The sequence below is a fragment of the Curtobacterium sp. VKM Ac-2887 genome, from assembly GCF_015350935.1.
Taxonomy (GTDB): domain Bacteria; phylum Actinomycetota; class Actinomycetes; order Actinomycetales; family Microbacteriaceae; genus Curtobacterium.
The window spans coordinates 85,235-107,332 of sequence record NZ_JADKSB010000013.1; the positions used below are offsets into that span (position 1 = coordinate 85,235).

Consider the following 22,098-nt stretch of genomic DNA (forward strand, 5'->3'; position numbering starts at 1 on the left):
CAGAGGCGGGACGCCACGACGGTGAACGTGGCGAAGGGTGTTCGGAACCGCCGTTGCTTCCGACAGCAGAATACGTCCGGTTCGTCGTGGCGTCACCGGAATGTCCGACGGTCGCACACGCTCGAACGTTCATACGGGCCGACGGACCATCCACGAAGCGATCAGGTCGACGGCAGCCGTGAAGTCGATGCTGCCCGGTCGGTTGAGGAACGCGTGCCGGCTGTCGGGCAGGACGTGCCGTTCGAGATCGACCCCCGCGGCACCGAGTTGCCGTGCGAACCGGTCGCCGGATGCGCGCATCGTGTCCCGCTCGGCGTCGAGCATCAGAGTCCGCGGGAACGTGCTGAGGCCCTCCGGTGCCGGGAACGCTCCGGCGCCGAGCGGCCCGGCGTAGGTGCGGTTCGCGGCGTCGAGCAACAGCGGAGCGTGCGTGATCCGCCGGTGCCCGCGCACGAGACGCTGCACCGCTGGGTCGCGGGGGATCCGCGTGTGGAAGAACCCGTACGCGAGCACGGTGCCGGCCAGCGCGGGGCCGGACGGGATCACGGTGGTGGCGAGACACGCTCCAGCGCTCGCGCCACCCAGCACCAGACCGGCCGGACCCTCTTCTGCGAGCGAGTGGAGCACCGCCACGACCTCGTCGCGTGCATGCGGTGCACGTCGGCGTGCTCGGGGGCCCGTCCGCCCGATCCAGGGCATGCCGGGCAGCGGACCGAGGCGGTAGTCGACGGTGACCACCGGGATGCCGCGGGCGCTGAGTGCCCGGGCCACGGCGTCCGACTCGGGCAGGTCCAGGTCGCCCCGGAAGAACCCGCCCCCGTGCAGCCAGACCAGGGTCGGAGCGGCTGCCGGGGCCTTCGGTCGGTAGCGCCGGATCGGGACCGGTCCGTGCGGGCCGGGGAGCACGTCGTCCATGACGTCGACCGTCCCCACCGATGCCCCGATGCCCTCTCCCCGCATGCCAGCAGACTACGGGCCGGTAACGATGCGAGCGCCGACACCGCCGCCGGTGCACCGTGGAGTGGTGCGTACCTCGAAGACTGCCCTGATCCTGACCGGCGCCGCCGTGGTCGCCCTGCTGACCGGCTGCTCCGGTGGCGGGGACGGTGGCGACGCGACCCCGACCGTCACCGAGACCGTGACCGCGGCGCCGACGGACACGGCAGCCACCCCGACGCCGACGAGCACGCCGAGCCAGACACCGACGCCCACCCCGACCTGTGGTCCCGAGACCGGCTCCGAGGCAGCAGCCGCCGGGATCGCTGCGCTGCCGTCGCCCGCCGGCCTCGAGGACACCAAGTGGGACGCCGCGAACGCCGACTACACCGGCTACGACGCCTGCGCCTCACTGTCCTGGTCCGTCGTCGCGCCCGAGTTCGGCACCGCTGGCTCGCCGTACGCGATCCTGCTCTTCCACCAGGGCCGGTACCTCGGCACCGCGACCTCCGAGCAGTACGCGTTCGAGCCGGCCATCGAGCGGTTGGCCGACGCCTCGATCAAGGTCACCTACACGTACGCGAAGGCGAACGAGGCGAACGCTGACGCCTCCGGTCGCACCACCGCGACGTACATCTGGAACGACGGCACCGAGCGCGTCGACATGACCGGCGAGGTGCCGCCCGCTCAGGGCTGATCGGCGGCAACGCCCCGCGGGTCGAGCTCGCGTCGCAGTGCGCGGAGGACCCGCACGATCGTCGCGAGCTCGTCCGGACCGCCCTCGAACCCGCGTCCGAGCGCTGGTCGTGGCTCCACCACGACGTCCTCGCCGACCGTCGTGCTGATCCAGACGCCGAAGTCGACCCGTTGTCCGCGTGCGTCCTTCGTGGCGACGGAGAACCTCCGGATGTGGGTCCAGGGCAGGTCGAACACCGGCTCCGCCCGCGACGGCGCCCACGCGTGCAGACCGGACGCGTCGACGGTCCAGATCTCGGGTCGGGGGCCCGGCAGGTCGTCGGTCGCCCGCAACCCCGATGCGGAGACCGGCAGGTGGAACCGGGGCGCGCGGCGTTCCCGGATCCGTGCCAGGGTGCGGCGATCGGTCCGACCGGCGCTCCAGGTCACCACCGCCAGCAGTAGGCCGAACCCGGCGACGAACAGCGGCCACAGGACGAAGTTGGCCTGTGTGCGGGCGCTGTCGAGACCGCGCAGGAAGTCCGGCGACGCGAACTCGGCGACGAGCACGCCGAGCCCCGAGGCCGTCGTCACCGCGGCCACGAGCAGGACCGGCCACCGCTTCGGCATCTCGCCGTCACGCAGCCGCTGCACCCACTGCTCGTCGGGTGTCGTCATCGATCGGCCGGGGCTCGACCGGAGCGCCCGGTGTCGTGGTGCGGATCGAACTCCCGCCGCAGCGACCGGAGCACCTGCATCAGGATGTGGATCTTCGTCACGCTCGCGCCGAACGGCCGCCCGATGACTGCGCGCGGCAGCAGCACGAACCGGCCCACCGCCTCGGTGACGATCCAGATCCCGGTGTCGGTGCGTTGTCCGCGGACGTCCGTCGAGGCCAGCTCGATCGTCCTGACGTCGTCCCACACCAGGTCGAACACGGGATCGTCGCGCTCGGGTGACCACGCGTGGAGGCCCGCCGCGTCGACCGTCCACAGCTCCGGCCTCGGGTCCGGGAAGTCGTCGGCGGCGTACGGGCCCGAGCGGAGGACGGGCAGGTGGAAGCGCGTCGTGGTCCCGTTCCGGCGGATCCGGTCCAGCACCAGGCGGTCGCGCCGCCCGCGCAACCAGGACAGCACCGCGGCCACGGGCCCGAACCCGAGCAGCAGCACCGAGAACAACGGCACGGCGAACGGGCGTCGGGCGTCCGAGTGCAGGATGCCGTCGAGGTGGGTCGCCGAGAAGTACACCCCGATCCCGCCGGCCACCGTGACGATCGCGAGGCCGACGAGGAACGGCCACCGCTTCGGGGTCTCCCCGTCGCGCAGCCGCTGCACCCACCGCTCGCCCGAGTACTCCACCGCACCATCCTGCCCGGCTGGACCGCACGACGGCCGCGAGCACGAGATGCTGTTCCCATGCAGTTCGCCCGCACCGCCGCACCCGGTGTCGCCGTCGCCGTCGCGATCGGCCTCGTCGCGACCCTGATCGGATCGGTCGTCCCGGTCGTGGGCGGACCCGTCCCCGCCGTCCTGATCGGCGCGGTGCTCGGTTGGCTCGTCCGTCGGCGCACCGGCGGCACCCTCGCCGTGCTCGCTCCCGGCGTGAAGTTCTCGTCGAGTCGTGTGCTGCAGTTCGCGGTGGTCCTGCTCGGCGCGCAGCTGTCGATCGGCGAGGTCCTGCGCATCGGCGGCGAGACCCTGCCGGTCATGCTGACGACCCTCGTGGTGTGCCTCGGTGCCGCCTGGGGGATCGGCCGTCTGCTCCGGGTGTCGAGCGCCCTCCGTACCCTGATCGGCGTGGGGACCGGCATCTGCGGTGCGTCCGCGATCGCGGCCGTCACGCCCGTCATCGGTGCGGTCAGCGCGGACGTCGCCTACGCGATGTCGACGATCTTCCTCTGCAACATCGCCGCGGTGTTCGCCTTCCCCCTGCTCGGCCACGCCCTCGGCCTCAGCCAGCACGCCTTCGGCGTGTTCGCGGGCACTGCGGTGAACGACACGTCGTCCGTCGTCGCCACCGCGACGGTCTACGGTCGCCAGGCGACCGACACGGCGGTCGTCGTGAAGCTGGTGCGGACCCTGATGATCATCCCGATCGTCATCGGGCTGGCCGGACTGGAGGCCCGACGCACTTCCCGCGAGCAGCTCGCGCTCGACACGGGGTCGCGCAGCGGGTTCCGCGTGTTCCGGTTGGTCCCGTGGTTCCTGATCGGGTTCCTCGTGGTGGTGCTGCTCCGGACCGTCGGGGTGCTGCCGGCTGATGCCGCACCGGGGTTCGCGACCGCGGCGTCGTTCCTCATCACGGTGGCGCTCGCGGCGATCGGCTGCTCGACGGACTTCGCGGCGCTGCGACGTGCCGGGTTCCGTCCGATGCTGCTCGGCATCGCGCTCTGGGGGCTCGTGGCGGGCACGAGCCTCGGCGCGCAGGCGGTCTTCGGCCTGCTGTAGGTCGGAGCCGGGCGGGGGCTTGCACCGATCCGACCCATCGTTTATCGTTGTATCGAAATTCGATGGTATCGATGATCGACAGGGGAAGACGCCATGACCGCACCCGTGTACGAACCGCCCCGCGGGCGGAACTCCTACCTCGCCTACGTCGCCTGCTGCGTGATCGGCATCGCGCTCGTCGTCTGGCGGTACGTCGACCTGCTCGTCCGCTCGGTCAGCTCCGGGACGGTGTCGGTGCCCGTCCGGATGACCGCGACGAGCGAGGTCCCGCAGCCGCCCGGTGGTGCGACCGTCACCGCCGAACACCTCGTGCTCCGGGCCCCGATCGCGGACGTGCCGGCCGGGGCGATCGGGTACATCCGGGTCGGTGACGCGCTCGAGGTCCTGTTCGTCAGTGCGCTCATCGCCCTCGTCGCCGCGGTGGCGTGGAAGATCTCGCGCGGCGGGCTGTTCGACCGGTCGACGACCCGCATCCTCGACTGGCTCGCGGCTGCGGTGCTGGTGGCCGGGTTCGTGCCCCAGTTCGTCCGCCGGATGGGGTGGAACTGGGTGGTGTCGGGGCTCGGCTGGGACGGGCGCCTGCCGACGCCCGACGTCGACCACCAGTTCGTGCCGGTGTACCTCGGCCTGCTCGTCGTCATCTGCTTCCGGTTCGCCCTGACCGCCTCGCAGCGGATGGTGCGCGACCAGTCCGGGCTGGTCTGATGCCCCCGGAACAGGAGGACGGTCACGCGGTCGTCTGCCACCTCGACGAGCTGCTCGCCGCTCGGGGCATGACGCTGACCGAGCTCGCCGACCGGGTCGGGGTGACCGTGGTGAACCTGTCGGTGCTGAAGAACAACCGGGCACGCGCGATCCGGTTCTCCACGCTCACCCGGCTCTGCCAGGAGCTCGGGTGCCAGCCGGGCGACGTTTTCTCGGTGCGCGCGGACTGACGACGGGAGGCCCGGATCACGTGAGCCGATCTGCTCACGTGATCCGGGCCTCCCGTCCGATCTGCCGGGCCGGCGGCGTCAGCCGCGCAGCGCCTCCGTCAGCTTCACGCGACTGCCCGTCCGCAGCAGCGCGTTCTCGTAGACGCGGGCGCCCACCAGGACGACCACGACCACCGCGGCGACCACGATCAGGAGCGACAGGATCGGCTCCCACCACTCGGCCGTGCCGAGGAAGATCCGCATCGGCATGCCGATCGGTGCACTGAACGGCACGTACGACATGATGCCGAGCACCGTCGGGTTGTTGTACGCGACGATGATCAGGATGTACGGGATCATCACGAGCATCATCACCGGCGTGGTGACGCTGCCGACGTCCTCCTGACGCGACACCAGCACGGCCGCCGCGGCGAAGAGCGACGCGATGAGCACGAAGCCGACGGCGAAGAACCCGACGAACCACAGGATGCTCGGGCCGAGCATCGAGAACATGTTGTCCTGTCCGGTCACCGCCAGGGTGACGATCGCGGCGATCGCCACGGCGACGATCTGCGCGAACGCCATCACGCTGTTGCCGAGGACCTTGCCGGCGAGCAGCGCCCTGGCCGAGATCGCGGACATCAGGATCTCCACGACCCTGGTCGACTTCTCCTCGACCACGCTCTGCGCGATGGACTGGCCGAAGGTCACGGCCGAGGCGAAGTACACGACGCCGAACGCGATGGCGATGAGGTAGACGAGTCCGCCGGGCAGCGCGTCCGGGTCGAGCAGTTCGATCCGCGGTGTGACGCTCAGCGCGGAGACGACGTCGGTCGGGGCCTCGTCGAGGCCGACGACCTTGTAGCCGAGCGGGTCGTCGGACGGCACGATCGCCGCGTCGACGTCGCCGTTCTGCACGAGCCGTTCGGCGTCCGCCACCGAGGTGGAGTCCGTGACGTCGAGGCCCGCGGTGGTGGGCAGCGAGACACCGTCGACCACGGCGACCGGCGTGGTGTCGTCGGCGGTGGCCTTGCCGACGATGCCGCCGACCACGATGGACGCGACGACCATGCCGATCAGGATGAGGGCGGAGACCACGAAGGCCTTGCTGCGGATGCGTGCCTGGATCTCGCGTGCGGAGACGAGCCGCACGGCCTGCACGAAGGAGTCGTTCATCGGATGACCTCCCGGAAGACCTCGCTGAGCCGCGGGACCCGCGGGGCGAACGACCCGACGGTGCCCTGCTGGACGGCCCGCTGCAGGACGTGTTGGGCGGTGGACGGGTCGGCCTCGAAGACGGCGTAGCCGCCGTCGAACTCGCGGACCGTCACACCGGGCTCGTCGCGGAGCCAGGCGACGTCGCCGTCGACCAGCAGCTCCCAGGCGGCGGGCCCCGCCTGCTTGCGGAGTTCGTCCTGCGGGCCGGCGGCGCGGATGGTGCCGCCCGCGATCACGACGACGTCGTCGCAGAGCCGTTCGACGACGTCGAGCTGGTGGCTCGAGAACAGCACCGGGACCCCGCGCGCCGCGGTCTCGCGCAGGACGCCCAGCACCGTGTCGACGGCCATCGGGTCGAGGCCCGAGAACGGCTCGTCGAGCACCAGCACCTCGGGGTCGTGAGCCAGGGCCGCGGCGATCTGCACCCGCTGCTGGTTGCCGAGCGACAGCTTCTCGACGGCGTCGTCGGCGTGGCCGGTCAGCTCGAGCCGTTCGAGCAGCTCGGTGGTCCGCGTGGTCGCCGCGCGCTTGTCGACGCCGTGCAACCGGGCCATGTAGGTGATCTGCTCGGCCACCGGCATCTTCGGGTACAGCCCGCGTTCCTCGGGCATGTAGCCGAAACGGCGGCGGTCGGCGGGCCGGACCGCGGTGCCGTCGATCGAGACGGATCCCGCGTCGGCCTGCAGCACGCCGAGCATGATGCGCATGGTGGTCGTCTTGCCGGCGCCGTTGCCGCCGACGAACCCGGTGAGGCGGCCGTTGCCGACCGTGAACCCCACGTCGTCGAGCACCCGGCGGTCGCCGAAGTGCTTGGTCACCCCTTCGATGGTGAGCATGTCGTACCCCTCTCGCGACGGCCTGCGCCGCCTGCGTCGACGCTATTGGCCGGGAGGCACGGGGCGCCTCCGCCATCCGGCGGGACTTGGGCGGGTGGTCGGCTCCACCGCGCGGGGGAGGGGGCGGGTGGGCGGCGGGCACGGTGCTGGGTTGTTCGGCCGGCGGGCGGCGGGCACGGTGCTGGGTTGTTCGGCCGGTGGGGCTCTGGTTGCTCGGTGCGTCGTCGTGGCGGGGCACGGTGCGGTCAACGCCGCACGGGGTGAGCGAGGGCGCACGGTGCGGGCGTGGTGCGAGCGCGGCACCGTGCGGACTTGTCCTGCCGGTGCCGGATCGGTCGGCCTCGGTCAGCCGGCGACGCCGTGCTCGAACGCCCAGACGACCGCCTGGATGCGGTCGCGCAGCGCGAGCTTCTGCAGCACGTTCGACACGTGGGTCTTCACGGTGGCGTCACCGACGTACAGCTCGGCGGCGATCTCGGCGTTGCTGAGGCCCCGGGCGAGCAGCCGGAGCACTTCGGTCTCGCGCTCGGTGAGTCCGGCGGCTGCCAGCGCGCCGTCCGCGGTCCGCGCGCTCGCCACCGGTGCGGCGGTCGCACGGCTGATCACCCGGCGCGTGACGTCGGGCGCGAGCAGGGCGTCCCCGGCGGCGACGGTCCGGACGGCGTCGATCAGCCGTTCGGGGGAGGCGTTCTTCAGCAGGAAGCCGCTGGCACCCGCCTCGAGTGCCTGGAACAGTGCGTCGTCGCTGTCGAACGTCGTCAGGATGAGCACCGCCGGCGGGTCCGGCAACGCTGCGATCCGCCGAGCGGCCTCGAGTCCGTCGACGCCGGGCATCTGCACGTCGAGGCAGACCACGTCGGGGCGCAGGGCCCGGACGGCCTCGACCGCACGGGCGCCGTCGGGGGCCTCGCCGATCACCCGGAACCCCGGCTCGGACTCCAGGATCACGCGGAACCCGGCCCGCACCAGCTCCTGATCGTCTGCGAGCACGATCGTCAGGTCGGTCGCGCCGTTCGGGTCGTTCGTCTCGTTCACGTCGTCGGCAGCCATGCCCGCACCAGGTAGCCTCCCCGGGCGCGTGGCCCGATCTCGATCCGTCCGTCCACGGCTGCGACCCGCTCCCGCATGCCGATGTGCCCGAGGCCGCTGCCCGACGGGTTCCGCGCAGCACGGTCGCCGTGCCCGTCGTCGGTGACCTCGACCTCGAGCCCGTCGTCGAGGTACCTGAGCCGGACGTCGGCGCGGGCGGTGGGCCCAGCGTGCTTCAGGACGTTCGTCACGGCCTCCTGCACGATCCGGTACGCGACGGCGGCGACCGTCGGCGGCACGGGACGCTCGTTGCCCACGACCACGTACTCGGTCGGGTGACCGGCGACCCGAGCGGACTCGGCGAGCTCGACGATGCGTGCGATGCCCTCGGTGCTCGGAGCGTCCCCGACACCGCGGTCACCGGTGCCCGGTTCGTCCGCCGACCGCAGGGTGCCGAGCATCCGCCGGAGTTCCTCGACAGCCGTGCGCGCGCTCTCCTCCACCACGCCGAGCGATGCCGTCGCCTGCGCGGGATCACGGTCGATGACCCGTCGGGCAGCGCCGGCCTGCACGCCCATCAGGGACACGTGGTGCGCGACGACGTCGTGCAGTTCGCGGGCGATCCGGACCCGCTCGATCGTCACGGCCTGGGCAGCACTGCGCTCCCGTTCGGCTGCCAGCTCCGCGGTGCGCTCGTCGAGCTGGTGTCGGGCGACGGCCGAGGCCCAGGCCCGGTTGCCCGCGTACCAGGCGGCGCCGAAGTAGATGACGTTGATCACGATGTTCAGCAGCGAGTACGCGATGTACGGCGGGATGAGGGCGCCGTCGTCGTTGGGCAGTGCGTTCGGTACCGCCCAGCCGAACGAGATCGCGAGGAACAGCCACGCGAACATCCCGCCGATGACGACCCACCGGACCACCTCGGCCCGCACCCGGTCGGCGCACCATGCACCGACGGAGTACAGCGAGATGAACAGGGTGAAGTTGACCAGGAACACCTCGGGCACGTGCAGGAGCTGCGTGGCCGCGAACGCCAGCGCGGACAACACTGCAGCGGACATCGGGAACCGGCGACGGAACGCGATCGGGACCGCGTTCGCGACGATCATCAGGGCCGAGACCCACCAGGCCGCCTGGTCGTCGCCGTAGATGCCGGACGCCCCGTACAGGACGGTGGTGATCGTCAGGCCGGCGGCGAGCACCAGGGCGAGCACGGCGTCCTGGCGGTGCTCGCGGCGCCCCACGGGCAGCCGTGACCACTCCGCTGTCGTCCCCATGCAGCAAACGCTAGCGGGTGCCGCCCCCGTCCAGGCCGTCGAGGGCCGCGAGGACCGTCGTGACCTCGGTGCGCGTCGTGTAGTCGACGTGCACGTCCACGAACCGGACGACACCGTGCTCGTCGATGACGAAGACCGACGGGAACGGGATCGCGGCGGTTCCGTCGGCGTTGCTGTCGGCGACGTCGAACCCGAGCTCCGTGTGGGCTGCTCGTGCCTCAGTGCTCGGCGCCGTGACGACGCCGAACCGACCGGCGAGCACGTTCTCCGGGTCGGACAGGACCGGGAATGCCAGCTCGCCGTTCGCGATCGACTGCTCGGTGCCCTCGGGGGTCTGCGGCGAGACGGCGACGAGTCGGGCCCCGCGTCCCTGCAGCGCGGGGAGCAACTCCTGCTGGTAGGTGCGGAGCGTGAGGTTGCAGTACGGGCACCAGGCGCCGCGGTAGAACACGATCACGGTCGGCGTGTCACCACGCGCGGCGCCCAGTGACGTGGCGGCGCCCGTCGCGTCCAGCAGTGGAGCGTCCGGGGCGTCGTCCCCGACGGCGAGGACACCGTCGGGGACGCCGTCGGCACGCAGGTCGGCCTGTTCCCGATCGAACACGGCGCTGAGCTCGGGGCCGATCTGCGCGGTGAAGCCGTCGTTGAACTCGTCGACTCGACGAGCGATGGTGTCGTGGGGCATCGGGTACTCCGTGGTCGTGGGCGGCCGGGTCGCCGTCGGAGGGAGCGTAGGCACGTCCCGGGGCTCGCGGTCCCGTCGCTCGTCACGGAGCGTCACGGAACCGGGTGGTCGGGGAGTATCCTCCCGCCAACGAGCAGGGGAGTCACCATGCAGTTCCTCGTCAACGTCATCGACGACGGGCAGGCCGACGCCGCCGGTCGCACGGAGTCCGCCACCCAGGCCGAGGCCACTGCGGTCGATGCCCTGAACGAACGCCTGGGCACCGCCGTCGTGTTCGCCGCCGGGGTGTCCGCCCCCGCCGACGGCACGGTCGTCGACGCCCGTGGCGGCGGTTCGGACACCACGCCCGGACTGGTGGCCGACAGCGCCGAGTTCGTCGCGGGCTTCTGGGTCATGGAGCTGCCGGATGCCGCGACGGCGCTCCGTGTGGCGCACGAGGCGTCGCAGGCGTGCAACCGGAAGATCGAGCTGCGTCCGCTGCTGTGACGCGGGCACCGCTCCCCGGCCCGCTCCGCTTCCCGACCACGGCGAGCACGGCGCTCGCCGCCGTGACGAGCGCCCCGACCATGAACGTCGCCGCGGAGCCCGCCGTGCCGACGAGTGCGCCCGACGCCTCCGCTCCCACGGCCTGACCGAGCACGAGCGCGACGAAGAGCGCCGACGTCCCGGCCGACGACCGCGCAGCGTCGAGTTCGGTCGTCCAGGCGATCAACGCGCCGGTCGCCGCCGTGTAGCCCCAGCCGAACACCGCACACGCCAGCATCGCCACCGCCGTGGACTGCGGCGCGACACCGAGTGTGACGACGGCCACCCCCACGGCGCCCGCGGTCACCGCCCAGAGCGTCCGCGCGCGGAGTCCGCTCGTCCACCGAGCTGTCACGGCGACCGCAGCACCGCCGACCCCGAGCGCGATCCACGCCGACACCGACACCACGACGGGCGCGCCCGCGTCGACCAGCGCGGAGCGGCCGTAGGTCCACACGACCGCCGATCCGGCACCGAAGAGCAGCGCGAGCGCGATGACCCGTCGGTGCGCCGCGAACCACGCCGTCCCCGGTGCGGCTGGTCGGCCACCGCCGGACCCGCTCCGACGGGACACCACCAGCAGCACGACGCCGACGACGAGTGCGAAGACCCCGGACCACGCCCAGGCCGTCCGCCAGTCGGGCAGGAGCACGAGTGCGAGCGCCCCCGCGGCGACCAGCCCCGGACCGGTCCCCGAGTTGACGACCGCCTGCGCAGTTCCCTGCACGGGCCCCGGTACCGCGCGCGACACGAGCTGCACGAGGGCCGGTGAGGCGAGCCCGGCCCCGGTCGAGGCGACCACCGCGGCGATCCCGAAGGACCACGGCCCCGGCGCCGCCGCCATCGCGAGCGCACCGACCCCGGCGACTCCGGCGGCTGCGGCGACGAGCACCCGGGGGACGCGTGCGGCGACCAGGAACCCGACCACCGCGCCGACGCAGTACATCGCAGAGGCCCCCGAGGAGACCCACCCGGCGGCGTCCGGGCGCAGGCCGAGGTCGCGTTGGACGTCGGGCAGGAAGAGCCCGAACGCCAGGCGGACCAGCCCGTACGTCGCGGCGATCAGGGCCAGCCCGCTGCCGAGGAACACCCACTGTCGTAACGAAAACGATCGTTTCACTTTTGAGAGCCTAGGGTGCTTGCATGGCGATGCGTCCAGGAACCGAGCAGCGGCTGCTCGACGCGGCCGAGGAGCTCTTCTTCACGCGGGGAATCGCCGCCACCCCGATCGACGCCGTGCTCGACCGCGCCGGGATCTCGAGCGCCACGCTCTACCGCGGGTACGCGAGCAAGGAAGCCCTGGTCGCCGCGGCCCTCGATCGCCGGCACGACGACTGGCTCGCCACGTGGGACCGCGCGGTCGAGGCTGCTCCGGACGACCGCGGCCGCCTGCTCGCGGTGTTCGACGCGCTCGACGAGTACCGGTCGACCGCCGCCGGCTCGCGCTGGTGCGCGTTCCTCGGGACCGCTGCCGAGTACGCGGACGCCCCAGCCGAGGTGCACGAGGTGCTCGACCGCGAGACCGGGGCGCTCCGGACCCGGCTGACCGAATGTGCCGCGCCCGTCGTCGGCGAGCGCGCCGGGGCCCTGGCCGACCAGCTGCTGCTCGTCGTCTCCGGGTACCTCGCGATGCGCCTGCGCGATCCGTCGGTCGGCACGGCGACGGCGCGTGCGGTCGCCGCGGCGCTCGTCGCGGCATCCTGACCGCTCGTCAGCGCCCCGGGGTTCTCCGACGCTGCGCTGGGTACCTTGCTCGGTGTGCAGCGACTCTCCTCGACCCTCGTGATGCAGCGCGTGACCTCTGACGGAACGGTGCCCCTCGGATGACCCGTTCGCGTGCGTCGACGATCACCCGTCGGTCGCTGCTGATCGGGGGAGCCGGCATCGTCGCCGCGGGTGCAGCCGCCGAGGCGGTGAACCTCGACCTGCTGCCGGGTCGGTCGACGATGTACCGCGTGCTCGGGCTCAACGGTGCCGACGGTACGATCCCCGACGTCGACCCGGTCCCCTCGGTCTCCGGCACCTTCATGTCGACCGCGCGGAAGGGGCGGACCGTCGGGTGGACCATCGCCGCTCCGGCGTCGGACACCCCGCTGCCGGTGGCCGTCGCGTTGCACGGCTACGGCGACGACCACGCGGCGTTCTTCGGGCGGGAGCTCGGCTGGGACCGGTTCCTCGCGGCGCACATCACGGGTGGCGGCGCTCCGTTCGCGATCGCCTCGATCGACGGCGGCAACCGCTACTGGCACCACCGTTCCGACGGGGACGACCCCGCGGCGATGGTCGTCGACGAGTTCCTGCCCCGGATCGCGCGGCGCGGGTTCGACACCGACCGGCTCGCGCTGACCGGGTACTCGATGGGCGGGTTCGGCGCCCTCCGGCTCGGCGGGGTGCTCGGTGCGTCCCGCGTCCGCGCCGTGTCGGCGATCAGTCCGGCGCTCTGGACGTCAGCAGCGGACACCGCCCGCGGAGCCTTCGACGACGCGGCCGACTTCCGTGCGAACACGGTCCTCGGTCGGCAGCGCGCGCTCGACGGGGTCGCCGTCCGTGTCGACTGCGGCAACGGTGACGGGTTCGCTCCGGCGGCGCACGCCTACGTCGACGGTTTCGCGACGCCGCCCGCCGGGGGCTTCGAGCCCGGCGCCCACACGCACGGCTACTGGCGCCGCCTGGCACCGCAGCAACTCGCCTTCCTCGGCCGTCACCTCGGTCGCTGACCCAGCCCGCGCCCTGGGCGGTCGCCGAGGCGGACGGGAGGCCCGTGGCGGCCCCGCACCGCGCCTCCAGGCGGTCGACCGGTCGCGCCCACGGCCCGTGCCGCGTGGCGAGCAGCGCTCAGGCTCGCCCGCGGTTGCGGCGCCGGATCTCCTTCGGCGCCCGACCAGCCATGAAGGACCTCGCAGGGTCGACGAGGAAGCCCTGTCGCAGGGCCTCGCGCCCGACGAGCATCCGGAACCCCATCTGGTCGCGGTTGCTCAGGGTGACCTCGGACACGACGGCGCGCCCGGCCAGGGTGATCGTGGTGAGCACGACGATGCGCTCCTGGGTGTGCCCGGTCGAGCTGCGGATGATGCGCCGGTCGTGCACGGCGCACTCGATCGTGACGGCGTCGGCATCGGTGTCCTGCCACGGGTGCACCGAGAACCGCACCCGGTCGCCCGGGAGTTCTTCGAGGTCGAACGCGTGCAGTGCCGAGCTGCGCGCACCGGTGTCGAGCTTGACCTTGATCCACGGCAGCCCGAGGTCCGGCAGGCCGGCCCACTCGCGCCAGCCGGCGACGACGAGCCCGCCGTCGGGGGACTTCGGAGCACGGGCCATGTGCCCATCCTGTCCCATGCGCGACTGTGCCGGTCAGGCGGGCGGGTTCGGCACCATCCGGACGGCGCTCTTCCGCGGCGGCCCGGGCAGCACCGAAACGCCGGCTGCCTCGGCCGCACGTGCTCCGTCGATGACCGCGGTCGCGCCGCCGAGCGACGGTGCCGGCCCCGCGGTCCCGAACAGTGCCCACGCCTCGCCCCCCGGGTCGAACCTCGAGTCGTAGCGGAGTGCATCGACCCGGTCCTTGAACAGCTCGGCCCATGCCTGCGTCACGGCGTAGTCGCCCATTGTCGTGAGTTCGCTCGTGACCCCGAAGCGTGCAGCGCCCGCGCCGCTGACGTGGGCGGAGCTCGCATCGGACGGCGGGGTGATCGTCGAGACGCGGAGGACGGCAGCGTCGGCAGCGCTCACTTCGTTGCGGCGGACCTTCGGGCCGAAGAACTCTCGGACAGCGGTCGAGGCCGCGGCTGCGAAGCAGCACGTGCCGTTCGGTTCCCGGAGGTTGAAGCGGCCGTGGGGGTGGCTGGCGAAGTACCAGGGCGCGAACTCGGCGAGGTGCGCGCGGAACACCTCGGCGGGGAGTCTGCCCCCGTCGGGGAAGCCGGTCAGGTCGAGACCGGCCTGTGGCGCGGTCTGGACGACGTCGGTGCGTGCGACGGCGGTCATCCGAGTCGGAACGCTCCGGCGAGTGCGGCGAGACGGACCGCTTCGTCCGCGCGGTCCGTCCGGAGCGCCTGGGCCGGCGTGAGTCCGTCGAGTTCGTCCGCCGGCGCGTTCAACCACACGGCATCGCCCCAGGGGTCGACCCGGTCGGGGTCCAGGCCGGCCAGGACATCGCGCAACCGTGGCAGCAGGATGCCCCGTGCATCGAACTGGAACGACGGGTAGAGCCGGAAGCCGTCGGCCGACAGCACGCAGAGCACGTCGCCGACCTTGGCCTGCGCGTCGAGGGTCTGGCGGCTCATCTGGAACCACTTCCGCAGGCCGGCAGTGTCGTAGAACGGTCCGACGCGGTCGTCGAGCACATCGGCGCCGGGGATGCTGGCGAGCATCCGCTCCGCTACGGCGTCCATCGATCCGTTCACCCGCTCGACCTCGGCGAGGTCGATCAGGTCGACGTGCCGCAGGAGTGCGGCCACGAGGCGATCCCTGAGGTCGTCGGCCGGACCGGTGGAGGTCGTGGTCGGTGGCGCGACCGCCTCGGTCGAGGACGGTCTGCGCGATCGGACACGCCACTCGGACGACGCGGGTCGCCGCGACGTCGACCGTCCGGACCCTGCGAGTCGAGGGGTCCGGTTGCTCCGGGTCGCCCGGAGACCGTGCTGGTTCTTCGTCATCGCACACCGTCCGATCAGTCAATCCAGCGTACCGCACGTGCGTCAAAAGAGTACAACGCGCTCGCTCTCCAAGGCGGTCGGCGGCATCGCGGCGCGGGCGTGCTTGGATGGACCGTCGCCGTCGATCCCACCCCGCGGAGAACCCCTCGATGAAACTCGCCATCCTGTCCCGCGCCCCGCAGGCGTACTCGACCCAGCGCCTCCGTGCTGCGGCGCTCGACCGCGGCCACGACGTCAAGGTCCTGAACACCCTGCGGTTCGCGATCGACCTGTCCGGCGAGGACCCGGACCTGCTGTACCGCGGCAAGCTCCTGTCCGACTACGACGCGGTGCTGCCCCGGATCGGCAACTCGATCACCTACTACGGCACCGCGGTGGTGCGACAGTTCGAGCAGATGGACGTGTACACGCCGAACACCGCGACGGGCATCACGAACTCCCGCGACAAGCTCCGGGCGAACCAGATCCTGTCCCGCCACCACATCGGCATGCCGGCGACGACGTTCGTGAACAGCCGGGCCGACGTCCGCGGCGCGATCGAACGCGTCGGCGGGGCTCCGGTCGTGATCAAGCTGCTCGAGGGCACGCAGGGGATCGGCGTGATCCTGGCGCCGGAGGAGAAGGTCGCCGAGTCGATCGTCGAGACCCTGCACTCGACGAAGCAGAACGTCCTGATCCAGTCGTTCATCTCGGAGAGCCGTGGCCGTGACATCCGCGCGCTCGTCGTCGGCGACCGGGTGGTGGCCGCGATGCGCAGGACGGCGTCGGGGGACGAGTTCCGCTCCAACGTGCACCGTGGCGGCACGGTCGAGAAGGTCACGCTGTCGCCGGAGTACGAGGCGGTCGCGGTCCGGTCGGCGCAGATCATGGGGCTCAAGGTCGCCGGTGTCGACATGCTCGAGGGCAACGACGGTCCGCTCGTGATGGAGGTCAACTCGTCACCGGGGCTCGAGGGGATCGAGCGCGCGACGGGCCTCGACGTCGCGGGCGCGATCATCGACTTCATCGGCAACCAGGTCGCCTTCCCCGAGATCGACGTGCGCCAGCGGCTCAGTGTCTCGACCGGCTACGGCGTCGCCGAGCTGCTCGTCCACACCAACGCCGACCTGGTCGGGAAGACGATCAAGGAGTCCGGACTGTGGGACCGGGACATCACCGTGCTGACCCTGCACCGGGGCGCGACCGTCATCCCGAACCCGCGCAGTGGCGTCGAGCTGCAGGCCAGTGACCGGCTGCTCTGCTTCGGCAAGCTCGAGGAGATGCGCTCGATGGTGCCGGACCGTCGACGCCGTCGCAGCAAGATCCGGAAGCTCCCGAAGGACGCCTGACACCGCGCGTCCAGCCGAGCCGGACTGCACACACAGGTGAAATGAGGAAGTATGTGTCGGTGACGATCATGACGGAACGGCCGGTCGACCGGGCAGCGAGCAGTGACCGGGCGCCGAGCAGTGAACCCGAGCAGCCCGGCAACGCCACGGCGAAGCACCACAACGTCTCGTTGCTCTCCGTGGCGACGACGACCGCCGAACGCGTGACGACCTCTGCGGACATCGAAGCGCGGCTGCGCGGCGTGCTCCGCCGCCTCCGCCTGCCGATGGGACTGCTCGAGCGGGTCGCCGGTGTGATCGAGCGCCGCAACTGGGGCGAGGGCCAGACCTTCCAGGACGCCGCCATCGACGCCGGCCGTCGTGCCATGGCAGAGGCGGGGGTGCGCCCGGACGAGATCGGCCTGCTGATCAACACCTCGGTGACCCGTCCGCACCTCGAGCCGTCGGTCGCCGTGCGCCTGCACCACGGGCTCGGTCTGCCGTCGTCCGCGATCAACTTCGACATCGCGAACGCCTGCCTGGGGTTCGTCAACGCCATGAGCGTCGCCGCGGGCATGATCGACTCCGGTCAGATCAAGTACGCGCTCGTCGTCGACGGCGAGGACGCCGACCAGGTGCAGCTGAACACCATCGACCGCCTGAACCAGGGCGGCCGGAACCGCAAGGACTTCATGAGCGAGTTCGCGAGCCTGACCCTCGGGTCCGGTGCCGCGGCCGCCGTGCTGGGCCCGGCGGACCTGCACCCCGAGGGACACCGGATCGTCGGCGGCGTCACCCGCGCGGCGACCCAGTGGTACGACCTGTGCGTCGGCAGCGTGGACGGCATGTTCACGGACGCCAAGATGCTGCTCAAGGGCGGCATGGAGCTCGTCGTCGCGGCCTGGACCGAGGCCCGCGCCCACTTCGACTGGGCCGACATGGACCGCTACGTCCTGCACCAGGTCTCCGACGTGCACACCAACGCGTTCGTCGAGGCCATCGGCATCCCGCGCGACAAGGTCCCCACCACCTACCAGCGCTTCGGCAACGTCGGCCCGGCGTCGATCCCGATCACCCTGGCCGACGAGGTCGAGTCCGGCGGCATCCGCCGCGGTGACCGCGTGTTCCTGGGCGGCGTCGGTTCCGGCATCAACACGGCGATGATGGAACTCCACTGGTGAGGTCCCGGCTGCCCCGCGTCGCCGCGAGCACGGCTCCGGCGACGCAGCCGCCCTCCCTGCCCGGACTCGACCCGGCCTGGTCGCGCCTGGTCACGGTGCCGGAATGGTCCGAGAGCCGGTCAGGAGGCACGGATCGCGCCGCGCGCACCTGGCACCTCCTCGACACGGCCGGGTCCCTGGCCGCGCTCGGCGTGGAACCGGTCGGCACCATCCTCTGCGTGCACGGCAACCCCACGTGGTCGTACCTGTGGCGGTCGGTGCTCCGCACCTCGCTCGAGGTCGCCCAGGCCGGTGGCCCGGCCTGGCGCGTGGTCGCCGTCGACCAGCTCGACATGGGCTTCTCGGAGCGCACCGGGGTGGAACGGGGGCTGCCGCAGCGCGTCGCGGACCTCGGTGCCCTGACCGAAGAACTCGGGCTGACCGGCCCGGTCGTCACCCTCGGCCACGACTGGGGCGGAGTGGTGTCGCTCGGCTGGGCGGTCGACCACCCCGACGTCCTGGCTGCCGTGATGACGTGCAACACCGCCGTGCACCAGCCCGACGACGCCCCGATCCCGGCGCCGCTGCGGCTCGCCCTGGGGCCGGGGCTGCTCGGCCGTGCGACCGTCGTGACGCCTGCGTTCCTCGAGACGACGCTCGGCATCGCGCACCCGAAGCTCGACCGTGCCGTGGCCGACGGCTACCGTGCCCCCTACCGCGGTGCCGCGCGTCGTGGCGGCATCGGCGGCTTCGTGGCGGACATCCCCGTCGACGCCCGGCACCGGAGTGCGCCCGAGCTCGACCGGATCGCCGCCGGGGTCGCTGCGCTCGAGGTCCCGGCGCTGCTGCTGTGGGGTCCGCGCGACCCGGTGTTCCTGGAGCGCTACCTCGACGACCTGTCCGAGCGGCTGCCACACGCCGACGTCCACCGCTTCGAGGGTGCTGGCCACCTGCTGCCCGACGACGCCGACGTGGCGGGCGCGGTGTTCGACTGGATCGGCGACCGTCTGCCGGGCGGACACGTGCCCGCTCCAGCCGAGAAGGGCCTCCCGGTCGACGTCGACCAGTCGACCGACGTGAGCCGCCCGCTCGGCGCCGCGCTCGAGGACCTGCGCGACAGCGACGAACCCGCCCTCGTCGAGATGGCCGCGGCCGGCGGCCCCCGGACGATCACGTGGCGCCTGCTCGCCCGTCGGGTGGACGAGATCGCCGCCGGGCTGGACGACCTCGGTGTCCGGAGCGGTGACCGTGTCTCGCTGCTCGTCACCCCGGGAGCCGACCTGACGGCCGTCCTGTACGCCTGCGTGCGGATCGGCGCGGTCGTCGTGGTGGCCGATGCCGGACTGGGGCTGCGCGGTCTGACCCGTGCGGTCCGCGGAGCCCGGCCCGACTGGATCATCGGCGCGCTGCCCGGCCTCGGAGCCGCTCGTGCACTCGGCTGGCCGGGTCGGCGCATCGCGACCGTCCCGCTGCCCGCACCCGCACGGCGTGCGCTGCGCGTCGAGCACACGCTCGTCGACGTCGCCCGGCGGGGTGCCCGTCGGCTCGCGCACGGTTCCGTGCTGCCCACGGTGCCGGCGTCCGATGCTCCGGCCGCGATCCTGTTCACGTCCGGTTCGACCGGCCCGGCGAAGGGCGTCGTCTACACGCACGGACAGCTCGGTGCCGTCCGCGACGTCCTGGCGACCCAGTACGACATCGGTGTCGGCACCGGCCTCGTCGCGGGCTTCGCACCCTTCGCGCTGCTCGGCCCGGCCCTCGGGGCCCGGTCGGTGGCGCCGGACATGGACGTCACCGCGCCCCGGACCCTGACGGCGCGCGCCGTCGCGGCCTCGGTGGCCGCTGCCGACGCGACCGTCGTGTTCCTGTCGCCGGCGGCGCTGGCGAACGTCGTGGCGACGGCATCGGTGCTGACCGACGCCGACCGTGCGGCACTCGCGCGCGTCCGGTTGTTCCTGTCGGCGGGCGCCCCGGTGTCGGCCGCGCTGCTGACCGCGGCGACCGAGCTGATGCCGAACGCGAGTGCGCACACCCCCTACGGCATGACCGAGGGGCTGCTCATGACCGACGTCGACCTGGACGGCGTCCGTTCGGCAGCGGCCTCGGACGACGAGGGCATCTGCGTCGGACTCCCGGCGGCGAACGTGCGGGTGCGGATCGCGCCGCTCGACACCGCGGGTGCTGCGACCGGTGCGCTGACCGACGCGGCGGGCGTCACGGGCGAGATCGTCGTCGTGGCACCGCACGTGCGCGACCACTACGACCGGCTCTGGCGGACGAACCGCGTCGCGCGGCTCGGCGTCCAGGACCCGCGCGGACACCGCACCGGTGACGTCGGACACCTGGACGCCTCCGGGCGCCTCTGGGTCGAGGGGCGGATGCAGCACGTGCTCACCACCCCCGACGGTGTCGTCACCCCGGTCGGACCGGAGCAGCGCATCGAGGGCGTTCCCGGGGTCGGCCGTGCCGGCGTGGCGGGGATCGGCCCGCGCGGGACGCAGCAGGTCGTGGCCGTCGTCGAGACCACCGGAGGGCGACGTGCCCGACGGCCCGCCCTGGCTCCGCCGGCGTTGGCCGCGTCGGTCCGGGCCGCGGCCGGGGTCCCGCTCGCAGCGGTGCTGACCGTGCCCGTGCTGCCGACCGACATCCGGCACAACTCGAAGGTCGACCGCGCCCGGCTGTCCCGCTGGGCGACCGCGGTGCTGTCGGGTGGACGGATGGCCCGCCCGTGACGGTCCTGGTCACCGGCGCCAGCGGGTTCCTCGGACAGGCGACCGCCGCAGCCGTGCGGGACGCCGGACACGAGGTCCGCACGTTCCAGCGACGGCCGTCCGGGGTCGCGGGCGTGCAGGACGTCGCCGGTTCGATGACCGATGCCGCCGCGGTGGCACGCGCGGTCGACGGGGTCGACGCCGTCGTGCACCTCGCCGCGAAGGTCTCCCTGGCGGGTGACCCGGCCGACTTCGTCCGTGTGAACGTCGACGGCACCCGAGCACTCGTCGACGCCGCACGCCGTGCCGGCGCCCGGCGGTTCGTGTTCGTCTCGTCGCCGTCGGTCGCGCATACCGGATCGTCGCTCGTCGGCGCCGGAGCCGGTGTCGCCGAACCCGATCGTGCTCGTGGCTACTACGCCCGCACGAAGGCCGCGGCCGAACTCCTCGCGCTCGACGCCGACGCTCCTGGGTTCGCCGTCGTCGCCGTCCGGCCGCACCTGGTGTGGGGGCCGGGGGACACGCAGCTGATCGGCCGGATCGTCGAGCGGGCACGGGCCGGGCGCCTGCCGCTGCTCGACTCCGGTGCCGCCCTGATCGACACCCTGTACGTCGACAACGCCGCGTCGGCCATGGTCGCGGCGCTCGAGCACGCGGCCGACGACGACGTGCACGGCAACGCCTACGTCGTCACGAACGGCGAACCCCGGCCCGTCGCGGACCTGCTCGCCGGGATCTGCGCGGCCTCGGGGGTCGCAGCACCGCGGTGGCACGTGCCGGCTGCCGTCGCGCGGGCGGCGGGGTCGCTCGTCGAGGCCGTGTGGCGGGTGCGTCCGGGGCAGGACGAGCCGCCGATGACGCGGTTCCTCGCCGAGCAGCTGTCGACGGCGCACTGGTTCGACCAGCGCCGCACCCGAGCCGACCTGCAGTGGTCCCCGTCGGTGTCGATCGACGAGGGCCTCGCGCGCTTGGCGGCGGCGGACGGCACCCGAGTCTCGCGCTGAGCGACAGTTCTCGGACGCTGCGCCCTGAGGAGTGTCGCTCAGCCCGAGTCTCGCGCACACGCGAACGAGTCTCGGCAGCGGCTCAGACCTCGTCGGCCGCCACGTAGACCCAGGCCGACAGACCCGAGGTGAGCTCGACCCGGATGCGCTGGTAGTCCGACACCTCGTAGGCGTCGACGGCACGCAGGTGCCACTCGTGGCCCAGGGTCAGGGCCACGCCGTCGACGACGTCGCCCGCTGCGCCCCGGCGGAGGATCGGGTGGCGGTCCGAGCCACTCGCCCGGATGACCTCGGGGTCGGTGATCGTCACCCAGTCGAGTCGCCAGCCGGGCAGCGTGTCCGGGGTGGTGGGGACGTGTTCGCCGAACAGCGACTCCTGCACGAGCGGCTGCCGCAGCGTGCCGTACGAGAACACCCGGTGCGTGGTGCCGGGCCACGCTGCGGAGCGTCGGATCGGCTTCGGACCGATCGTCGGGGTCGACGTCCACACGAGTGCTCCGGTGACTCCGGTGAGGCCGAGGTGGAGCAGCCCGGCGACGACGAGGAGGATCCCCCAACCGGCGCCGACGGCGATCGCGATGATGCCGACGACGAGACAGACGAGCGCGAACGCGCCGAGACCGATGACCCAGCGCTGGCCGGGGGAGAGACGCTTCACGTCGCGAGGGTAGCGGACGGGAGGCCCGCATCACGTGCGCCGATCGGCGCACGTGATGCGG

General features: G+C 72.5%; 24 protein-coding genes. 11 read left to right on the plus strand and 13 right to left on the minus strand.

Annotated elements, in window-relative coordinates:
- Positions 1–129 precede the first annotated feature (129 nt).
- Entirely contained in the window at positions 130–960 is an 831-nt protein-coding gene (locus ITJ69_RS15030) for an alpha/beta hydrolase (RefSeq protein WP_194673182.1), read from the minus strand.
- Positions 961–1,024: 64 nt separating this feature from the next.
- Here ITJ69_RS15030 and ITJ69_RS15035 point away from each other — a divergent pair, with 64 nt between their 5' ends.
- Complete coding sequence (locus ITJ69_RS15035; protein WP_194673183.1) at positions 1,025–1,633, plus strand: LppP/LprE family lipoprotein; 609 nt, start codon at positions 1,025–1,027, stop codon at positions 1,631–1,633.
- On the opposite strand, the gene ITJ69_RS15040 is transcribed toward ITJ69_RS15035, so the two are convergent.
- Both ITJ69_RS15040 and ITJ69_RS15045 read right to left on the minus strand, forming a co-directional pair.
- Complete coding sequence (locus ITJ69_RS15040; RefSeq protein ID WP_194673184.1) at positions 1,624–2,289, minus strand: hypothetical protein; 666 nt, start codon at positions 2,287–2,289, stop codon at positions 1,624–1,626. The genes ITJ69_RS15035 and ITJ69_RS15040 overlap by 10 nt on opposite strands.
- Positions 2,286–2,969 carry a hypothetical protein gene (locus ITJ69_RS15045; RefSeq protein ID WP_194673185.1) on the minus strand — a complete coding sequence of 228 codons (684 nt, stop codon included), beginning with the start codon at positions 2,967–2,969 and terminating at the stop codon, positions 2,286–2,288. Before ITJ69_RS15045 ends, ITJ69_RS15040 begins: the two co-directional genes overlap by 4 nt.
- 57 nt (positions 2,970–3,026) lie before the next feature.
- Between ITJ69_RS15045 and ITJ69_RS15050 the strand changes: the two genes are divergently transcribed.
- The 3 genes from ITJ69_RS15050 (at position 3,027) to ITJ69_RS15060 (ending at position 4,993) form a co-directional block, all read left to right on the plus strand.
- Positions 3,027–4,058 carry a YeiH family protein gene (locus tag ITJ69_RS15050; RefSeq protein WP_194673186.1) on the plus strand — a complete coding sequence of 344 codons (1,032 nt, stop codon included), beginning with the start codon at positions 3,027–3,029 and terminating at the stop codon, positions 4,056–4,058.
- A gap of 93 nt (positions 4,059–4,151) precedes the next feature.
- Positions 4,152–4,763: a hypothetical protein gene (locus ITJ69_RS15055; RefSeq protein ID WP_134194715.1), complete on the plus strand. Its 612-nt coding sequence runs from the start codon at positions 4,152–4,154 to the stop codon at positions 4,761–4,763.
- Positions 4,763–4,993 (plus strand): helix-turn-helix domain-containing protein, encoded by a 231-nt coding sequence (locus ITJ69_RS15060; RefSeq protein ID WP_123291745.1) that lies wholly within the window; start codon positions 4,763–4,765, stop codon positions 4,991–4,993. The genes ITJ69_RS15055 and ITJ69_RS15060 overlap by 1 nt, the downstream gene beginning before the upstream one ends.
- Positions 4,994–5,071: 78 nt before the next feature.
- Here the strand turns inward: ITJ69_RS15060 and ITJ69_RS15065 are convergent, their stop codons facing one another.
- The 5 genes from ITJ69_RS15065 to ITJ69_RS15085 all read right to left on the minus strand — a co-directional run bounded on the left by ITJ69_RS15065 (position 5,072) and on the right by ITJ69_RS15085 (position 10,017).
- Positions 5,072–6,148 carry an ABC transporter permease gene (locus ITJ69_RS15065; protein WP_194673187.1) on the minus strand — a complete coding sequence of 359 codons (1,077 nt, stop codon included), beginning with the start codon at positions 6,146–6,148 and terminating at the stop codon, positions 5,072–5,074.
- On the minus strand, positions 6,145–7,026 hold the full coding sequence (locus ITJ69_RS15070; RefSeq protein ID WP_123341174.1) for an ABC transporter ATP-binding protein: 882 nt from the start codon (positions 7,024–7,026) through the stop codon (positions 6,145–6,147). The genes ITJ69_RS15065 and ITJ69_RS15070 overlap by 4 nt, the downstream gene beginning before the upstream one ends.
- Before the next feature lie 345 nt (positions 7,027–7,371).
- Positions 7,372–8,076: a response regulator gene (locus ITJ69_RS15075; protein WP_123291748.1), complete on the minus strand. Its 705-nt coding sequence runs from the start codon at positions 8,074–8,076 to the stop codon at positions 7,372–7,374.
- Positions 8,058–9,332: a sensor histidine kinase gene (locus tag ITJ69_RS15080; RefSeq protein WP_228505808.1), complete on the minus strand. Its 1,275-nt coding sequence runs from the start codon at positions 9,330–9,332 to the stop codon at positions 8,058–8,060. The genes ITJ69_RS15075 and ITJ69_RS15080 overlap by 19 nt, the downstream gene beginning before the upstream one ends.
- A 10-nt stretch (positions 9,333–9,342) precedes the next feature.
- Positions 9,343–10,017 (minus strand): peroxiredoxin-like family protein, encoded by a 675-nt coding sequence (locus ITJ69_RS15085; protein WP_123939331.1) that lies wholly within the window; start codon positions 10,015–10,017, stop codon positions 9,343–9,345.
- A gap of 147 nt (positions 10,018–10,164) precedes the next feature.
- On the opposite strand from ITJ69_RS15085, the gene ITJ69_RS15090 reads away from it, so the two are divergent.
- Complete coding sequence (locus tag ITJ69_RS15090) at positions 10,165–10,503, plus strand: YciI family protein (RefSeq protein ID WP_194673188.1); 339 nt, start codon at positions 10,165–10,167, stop codon at positions 10,501–10,503.
- Here ITJ69_RS15090 and ITJ69_RS15095 read toward each other — a convergent pair.
- A complete protein-coding gene (locus ITJ69_RS15095; protein ID WP_194673189.1) occupies positions 10,409–11,662 on the minus strand; it encodes an MFS transporter in 1,254 nt (417 codons plus the stop codon). The genes ITJ69_RS15090 and ITJ69_RS15095 overlap by 95 nt on opposite strands.
- 23 nt (positions 11,663–11,685) lie before the next feature.
- On the opposite strand from ITJ69_RS15095, the gene ITJ69_RS15100 reads away from it, so the two are divergent.
- Together ITJ69_RS15100 and ITJ69_RS15105 are read left to right on the plus strand one after the other, a co-directional pair.
- Entirely contained in the window at positions 11,686–12,246 is a 561-nt protein-coding gene (locus ITJ69_RS15100; RefSeq protein WP_194673190.1) for a TetR/AcrR family transcriptional regulator, read from the plus strand.
- A gap of 119 nt (positions 12,247–12,365) precedes the next feature.
- Positions 12,366–13,259: an alpha/beta hydrolase gene (locus tag ITJ69_RS15105; RefSeq protein WP_200849229.1), complete on the plus strand. Its 894-nt coding sequence runs from the start codon at positions 12,366–12,368 to the stop codon at positions 13,257–13,259.
- Positions 13,260–13,377: 118 nt separating this feature from the next.
- Here ITJ69_RS15105 and ITJ69_RS15110 read toward each other — a convergent pair whose 3' ends face one another.
- From ITJ69_RS15110 to ITJ69_RS15120, 3 genes are read right to left on the minus strand one after another with little or no spacing between them, the layout of a single operon-like run.
- A complete protein-coding gene (locus ITJ69_RS15110) occupies positions 13,378–13,860 on the minus strand; it encodes an ATP-dependent zinc protease (RefSeq protein WP_159573400.1) in 483 nt (160 codons plus the stop codon).
- Between the two features lie 33 nt (positions 13,861–13,893).
- Complete coding sequence (locus ITJ69_RS15115) at positions 13,894–14,526, minus strand: RES family NAD+ phosphorylase (RefSeq protein ID WP_123939326.1); 633 nt, start codon at positions 14,524–14,526, stop codon at positions 13,894–13,896.
- Positions 14,523–14,999, minus strand: a complete 477-nt coding sequence (locus tag ITJ69_RS15120; protein ID WP_194673191.1) for a hypothetical protein — start codon at positions 14,997–14,999, stop codon at positions 14,523–14,525. Before ITJ69_RS15120 ends, ITJ69_RS15115 begins: the two co-directional genes overlap by 4 nt.
- A 347-nt stretch (positions 15,000–15,346) precedes the next feature.
- On the opposite strand from ITJ69_RS15120, the gene rimK reads away from it, so the two are divergent.
- The 4 genes from rimK to ITJ69_RS15140 are packed head-to-tail and all read left to right on the plus strand — an operon-like array spanning position 15,347 to position 21,379.
- Positions 15,347–16,525 carry a 30S ribosomal protein S6--L-glutamate ligase gene (gene rimK, locus ITJ69_RS15125; protein WP_123291758.1) on the plus strand — a complete coding sequence of 393 codons (1,179 nt, stop codon included), beginning with the start codon at positions 15,347–15,349 and terminating at the stop codon, positions 16,523–16,525.
- Positions 16,526–16,566: 41 nt separating this feature from the next.
- Positions 16,567–17,685 (plus strand): 3-oxoacyl-ACP synthase III, encoded by a 1,119-nt coding sequence (locus ITJ69_RS15130; protein WP_228505810.1) that lies wholly within the window; start codon positions 16,567–16,569, stop codon positions 17,683–17,685.
- Complete coding sequence (locus ITJ69_RS15135; RefSeq protein WP_323743122.1) at positions 17,682–20,396, plus strand: alpha/beta fold hydrolase; 2,715 nt, start codon at positions 17,682–17,684, stop codon at positions 20,394–20,396. Before ITJ69_RS15130 ends, ITJ69_RS15135 begins: the two co-directional genes overlap by 4 nt.
- A complete protein-coding gene (locus ITJ69_RS15140; protein WP_194673192.1) occupies positions 20,393–21,379 on the plus strand; it encodes an NAD-dependent epimerase/dehydratase family protein in 987 nt (328 codons plus the stop codon). The genes ITJ69_RS15135 and ITJ69_RS15140 overlap by 4 nt, the downstream gene beginning before the upstream one ends.
- 82 nt (positions 21,380–21,461) lie before the next feature.
- On the opposite strand, the gene ITJ69_RS15145 is transcribed toward ITJ69_RS15140, so the two are convergent.
- Positions 21,462–22,037, minus strand: coding sequence for a gamma-glutamylcyclotransferase family protein (locus tag ITJ69_RS15145; protein WP_323743123.1), 576 nt, complete (start codon positions 22,035–22,037; stop codon positions 21,462–21,464).
- Between the last annotated feature and the right edge of the window lie 61 nt (positions 22,038–22,098).

Excerpts from the sequence above, each read along its gene's own strand:
- ITJ69_RS15040 (WP_194673184.1), bottom strand. The coding sequence starts at position 2,289 with ATGACGACACCCGACGAGCAGTGGGTGCAGCGGCTGCGTGACGGCGAG.
- ITJ69_RS15075 (WP_123291748.1), bottom strand. The coding sequence starts at position 8,076 with ATGGCTGCCGACGACGTGAACGAGACGAACGACCCGAACGGCGCGACC.
- ITJ69_RS15100 (WP_194673190.1), top strand. The coding sequence starts at position 11,686 with ATGGCGATGCGTCCAGGAACCGAGCAGCGGCTGCTCGACGCGGCCGAG.
- ITJ69_RS15030 (WP_194673182.1), bottom strand. The coding sequence starts at position 960 with ATGCGGGGAGAGGGCATCGGGGCATCGGTGGGGACGGTCGACGTCATG.
- ITJ69_RS15110 (WP_159573400.1), bottom strand. The coding sequence starts at position 13,860 with ATGGCCCGTGCTCCGAAGTCCCCCGACGGCGGGCTCGTCGTCGCCGGC.
- ITJ69_RS15070 (WP_123341174.1), bottom strand. The coding sequence starts at position 7,026 with ATGCTCACCATCGAAGGGGTGACCAAGCACTTCGGCGACCGCCGGGTG.
- ITJ69_RS15105 (WP_200849229.1), top strand. The coding sequence starts at position 12,366 with ATGACCCGTTCGCGTGCGTCGACGATCACCCGTCGGTCGCTGCTGATC.
- ITJ69_RS15065 (WP_194673187.1), bottom strand. The coding sequence starts at position 6,148 with ATGAACGACTCCTTCGTGCAGGCCGTGCGGCTCGTCTCCGCACGCGAG.
- ITJ69_RS15090 (WP_194673188.1), top strand. The coding sequence starts at position 10,165 with ATGCAGTTCCTCGTCAACGTCATCGACGACGGGCAGGCCGACGCCGCC.
- ITJ69_RS15130 (WP_228505810.1), top strand. The coding sequence starts at position 16,567 with ATGAGGAAGTATGTGTCGGTGACGATCATGACGGAACGGCCGGTCGAC.
- ITJ69_RS15115 (WP_123939326.1), bottom strand. The coding sequence starts at position 14,526 with ATGACCGCCGTCGCACGCACCGACGTCGTCCAGACCGCGCCACAGGCC.
- ITJ69_RS15055 (WP_134194715.1), top strand. The coding sequence starts at position 4,152 with ATGACCGCACCCGTGTACGAACCGCCCCGCGGGCGGAACTCCTACCTC.
- rimK (WP_123291758.1), top strand. The coding sequence starts at position 15,347 with ATGAAACTCGCCATCCTGTCCCGCGCCCCGCAGGCGTACTCGACCCAG.
- ITJ69_RS15085 (WP_123939331.1), bottom strand. The coding sequence starts at position 10,017 with ATGCCCCACGACACCATCGCTCGTCGAGTCGACGAGTTCAACGACGGC.
- ITJ69_RS15080 (WP_228505808.1), bottom strand. The coding sequence starts at position 9,332 with ATGGGGACGACAGCGGAGTGGTCACGGCTGCCCGTGGGGCGCCGCGAG.
- ITJ69_RS15050 (WP_194673186.1), top strand. The coding sequence starts at position 3,027 with ATGCAGTTCGCCCGCACCGCCGCACCCGGTGTCGCCGTCGCCGTCGCG.
- ITJ69_RS15060 (WP_123291745.1), top strand. The coding sequence starts at position 4,763 with ATGCCCCCGGAACAGGAGGACGGTCACGCGGTCGTCTGCCACCTCGAC.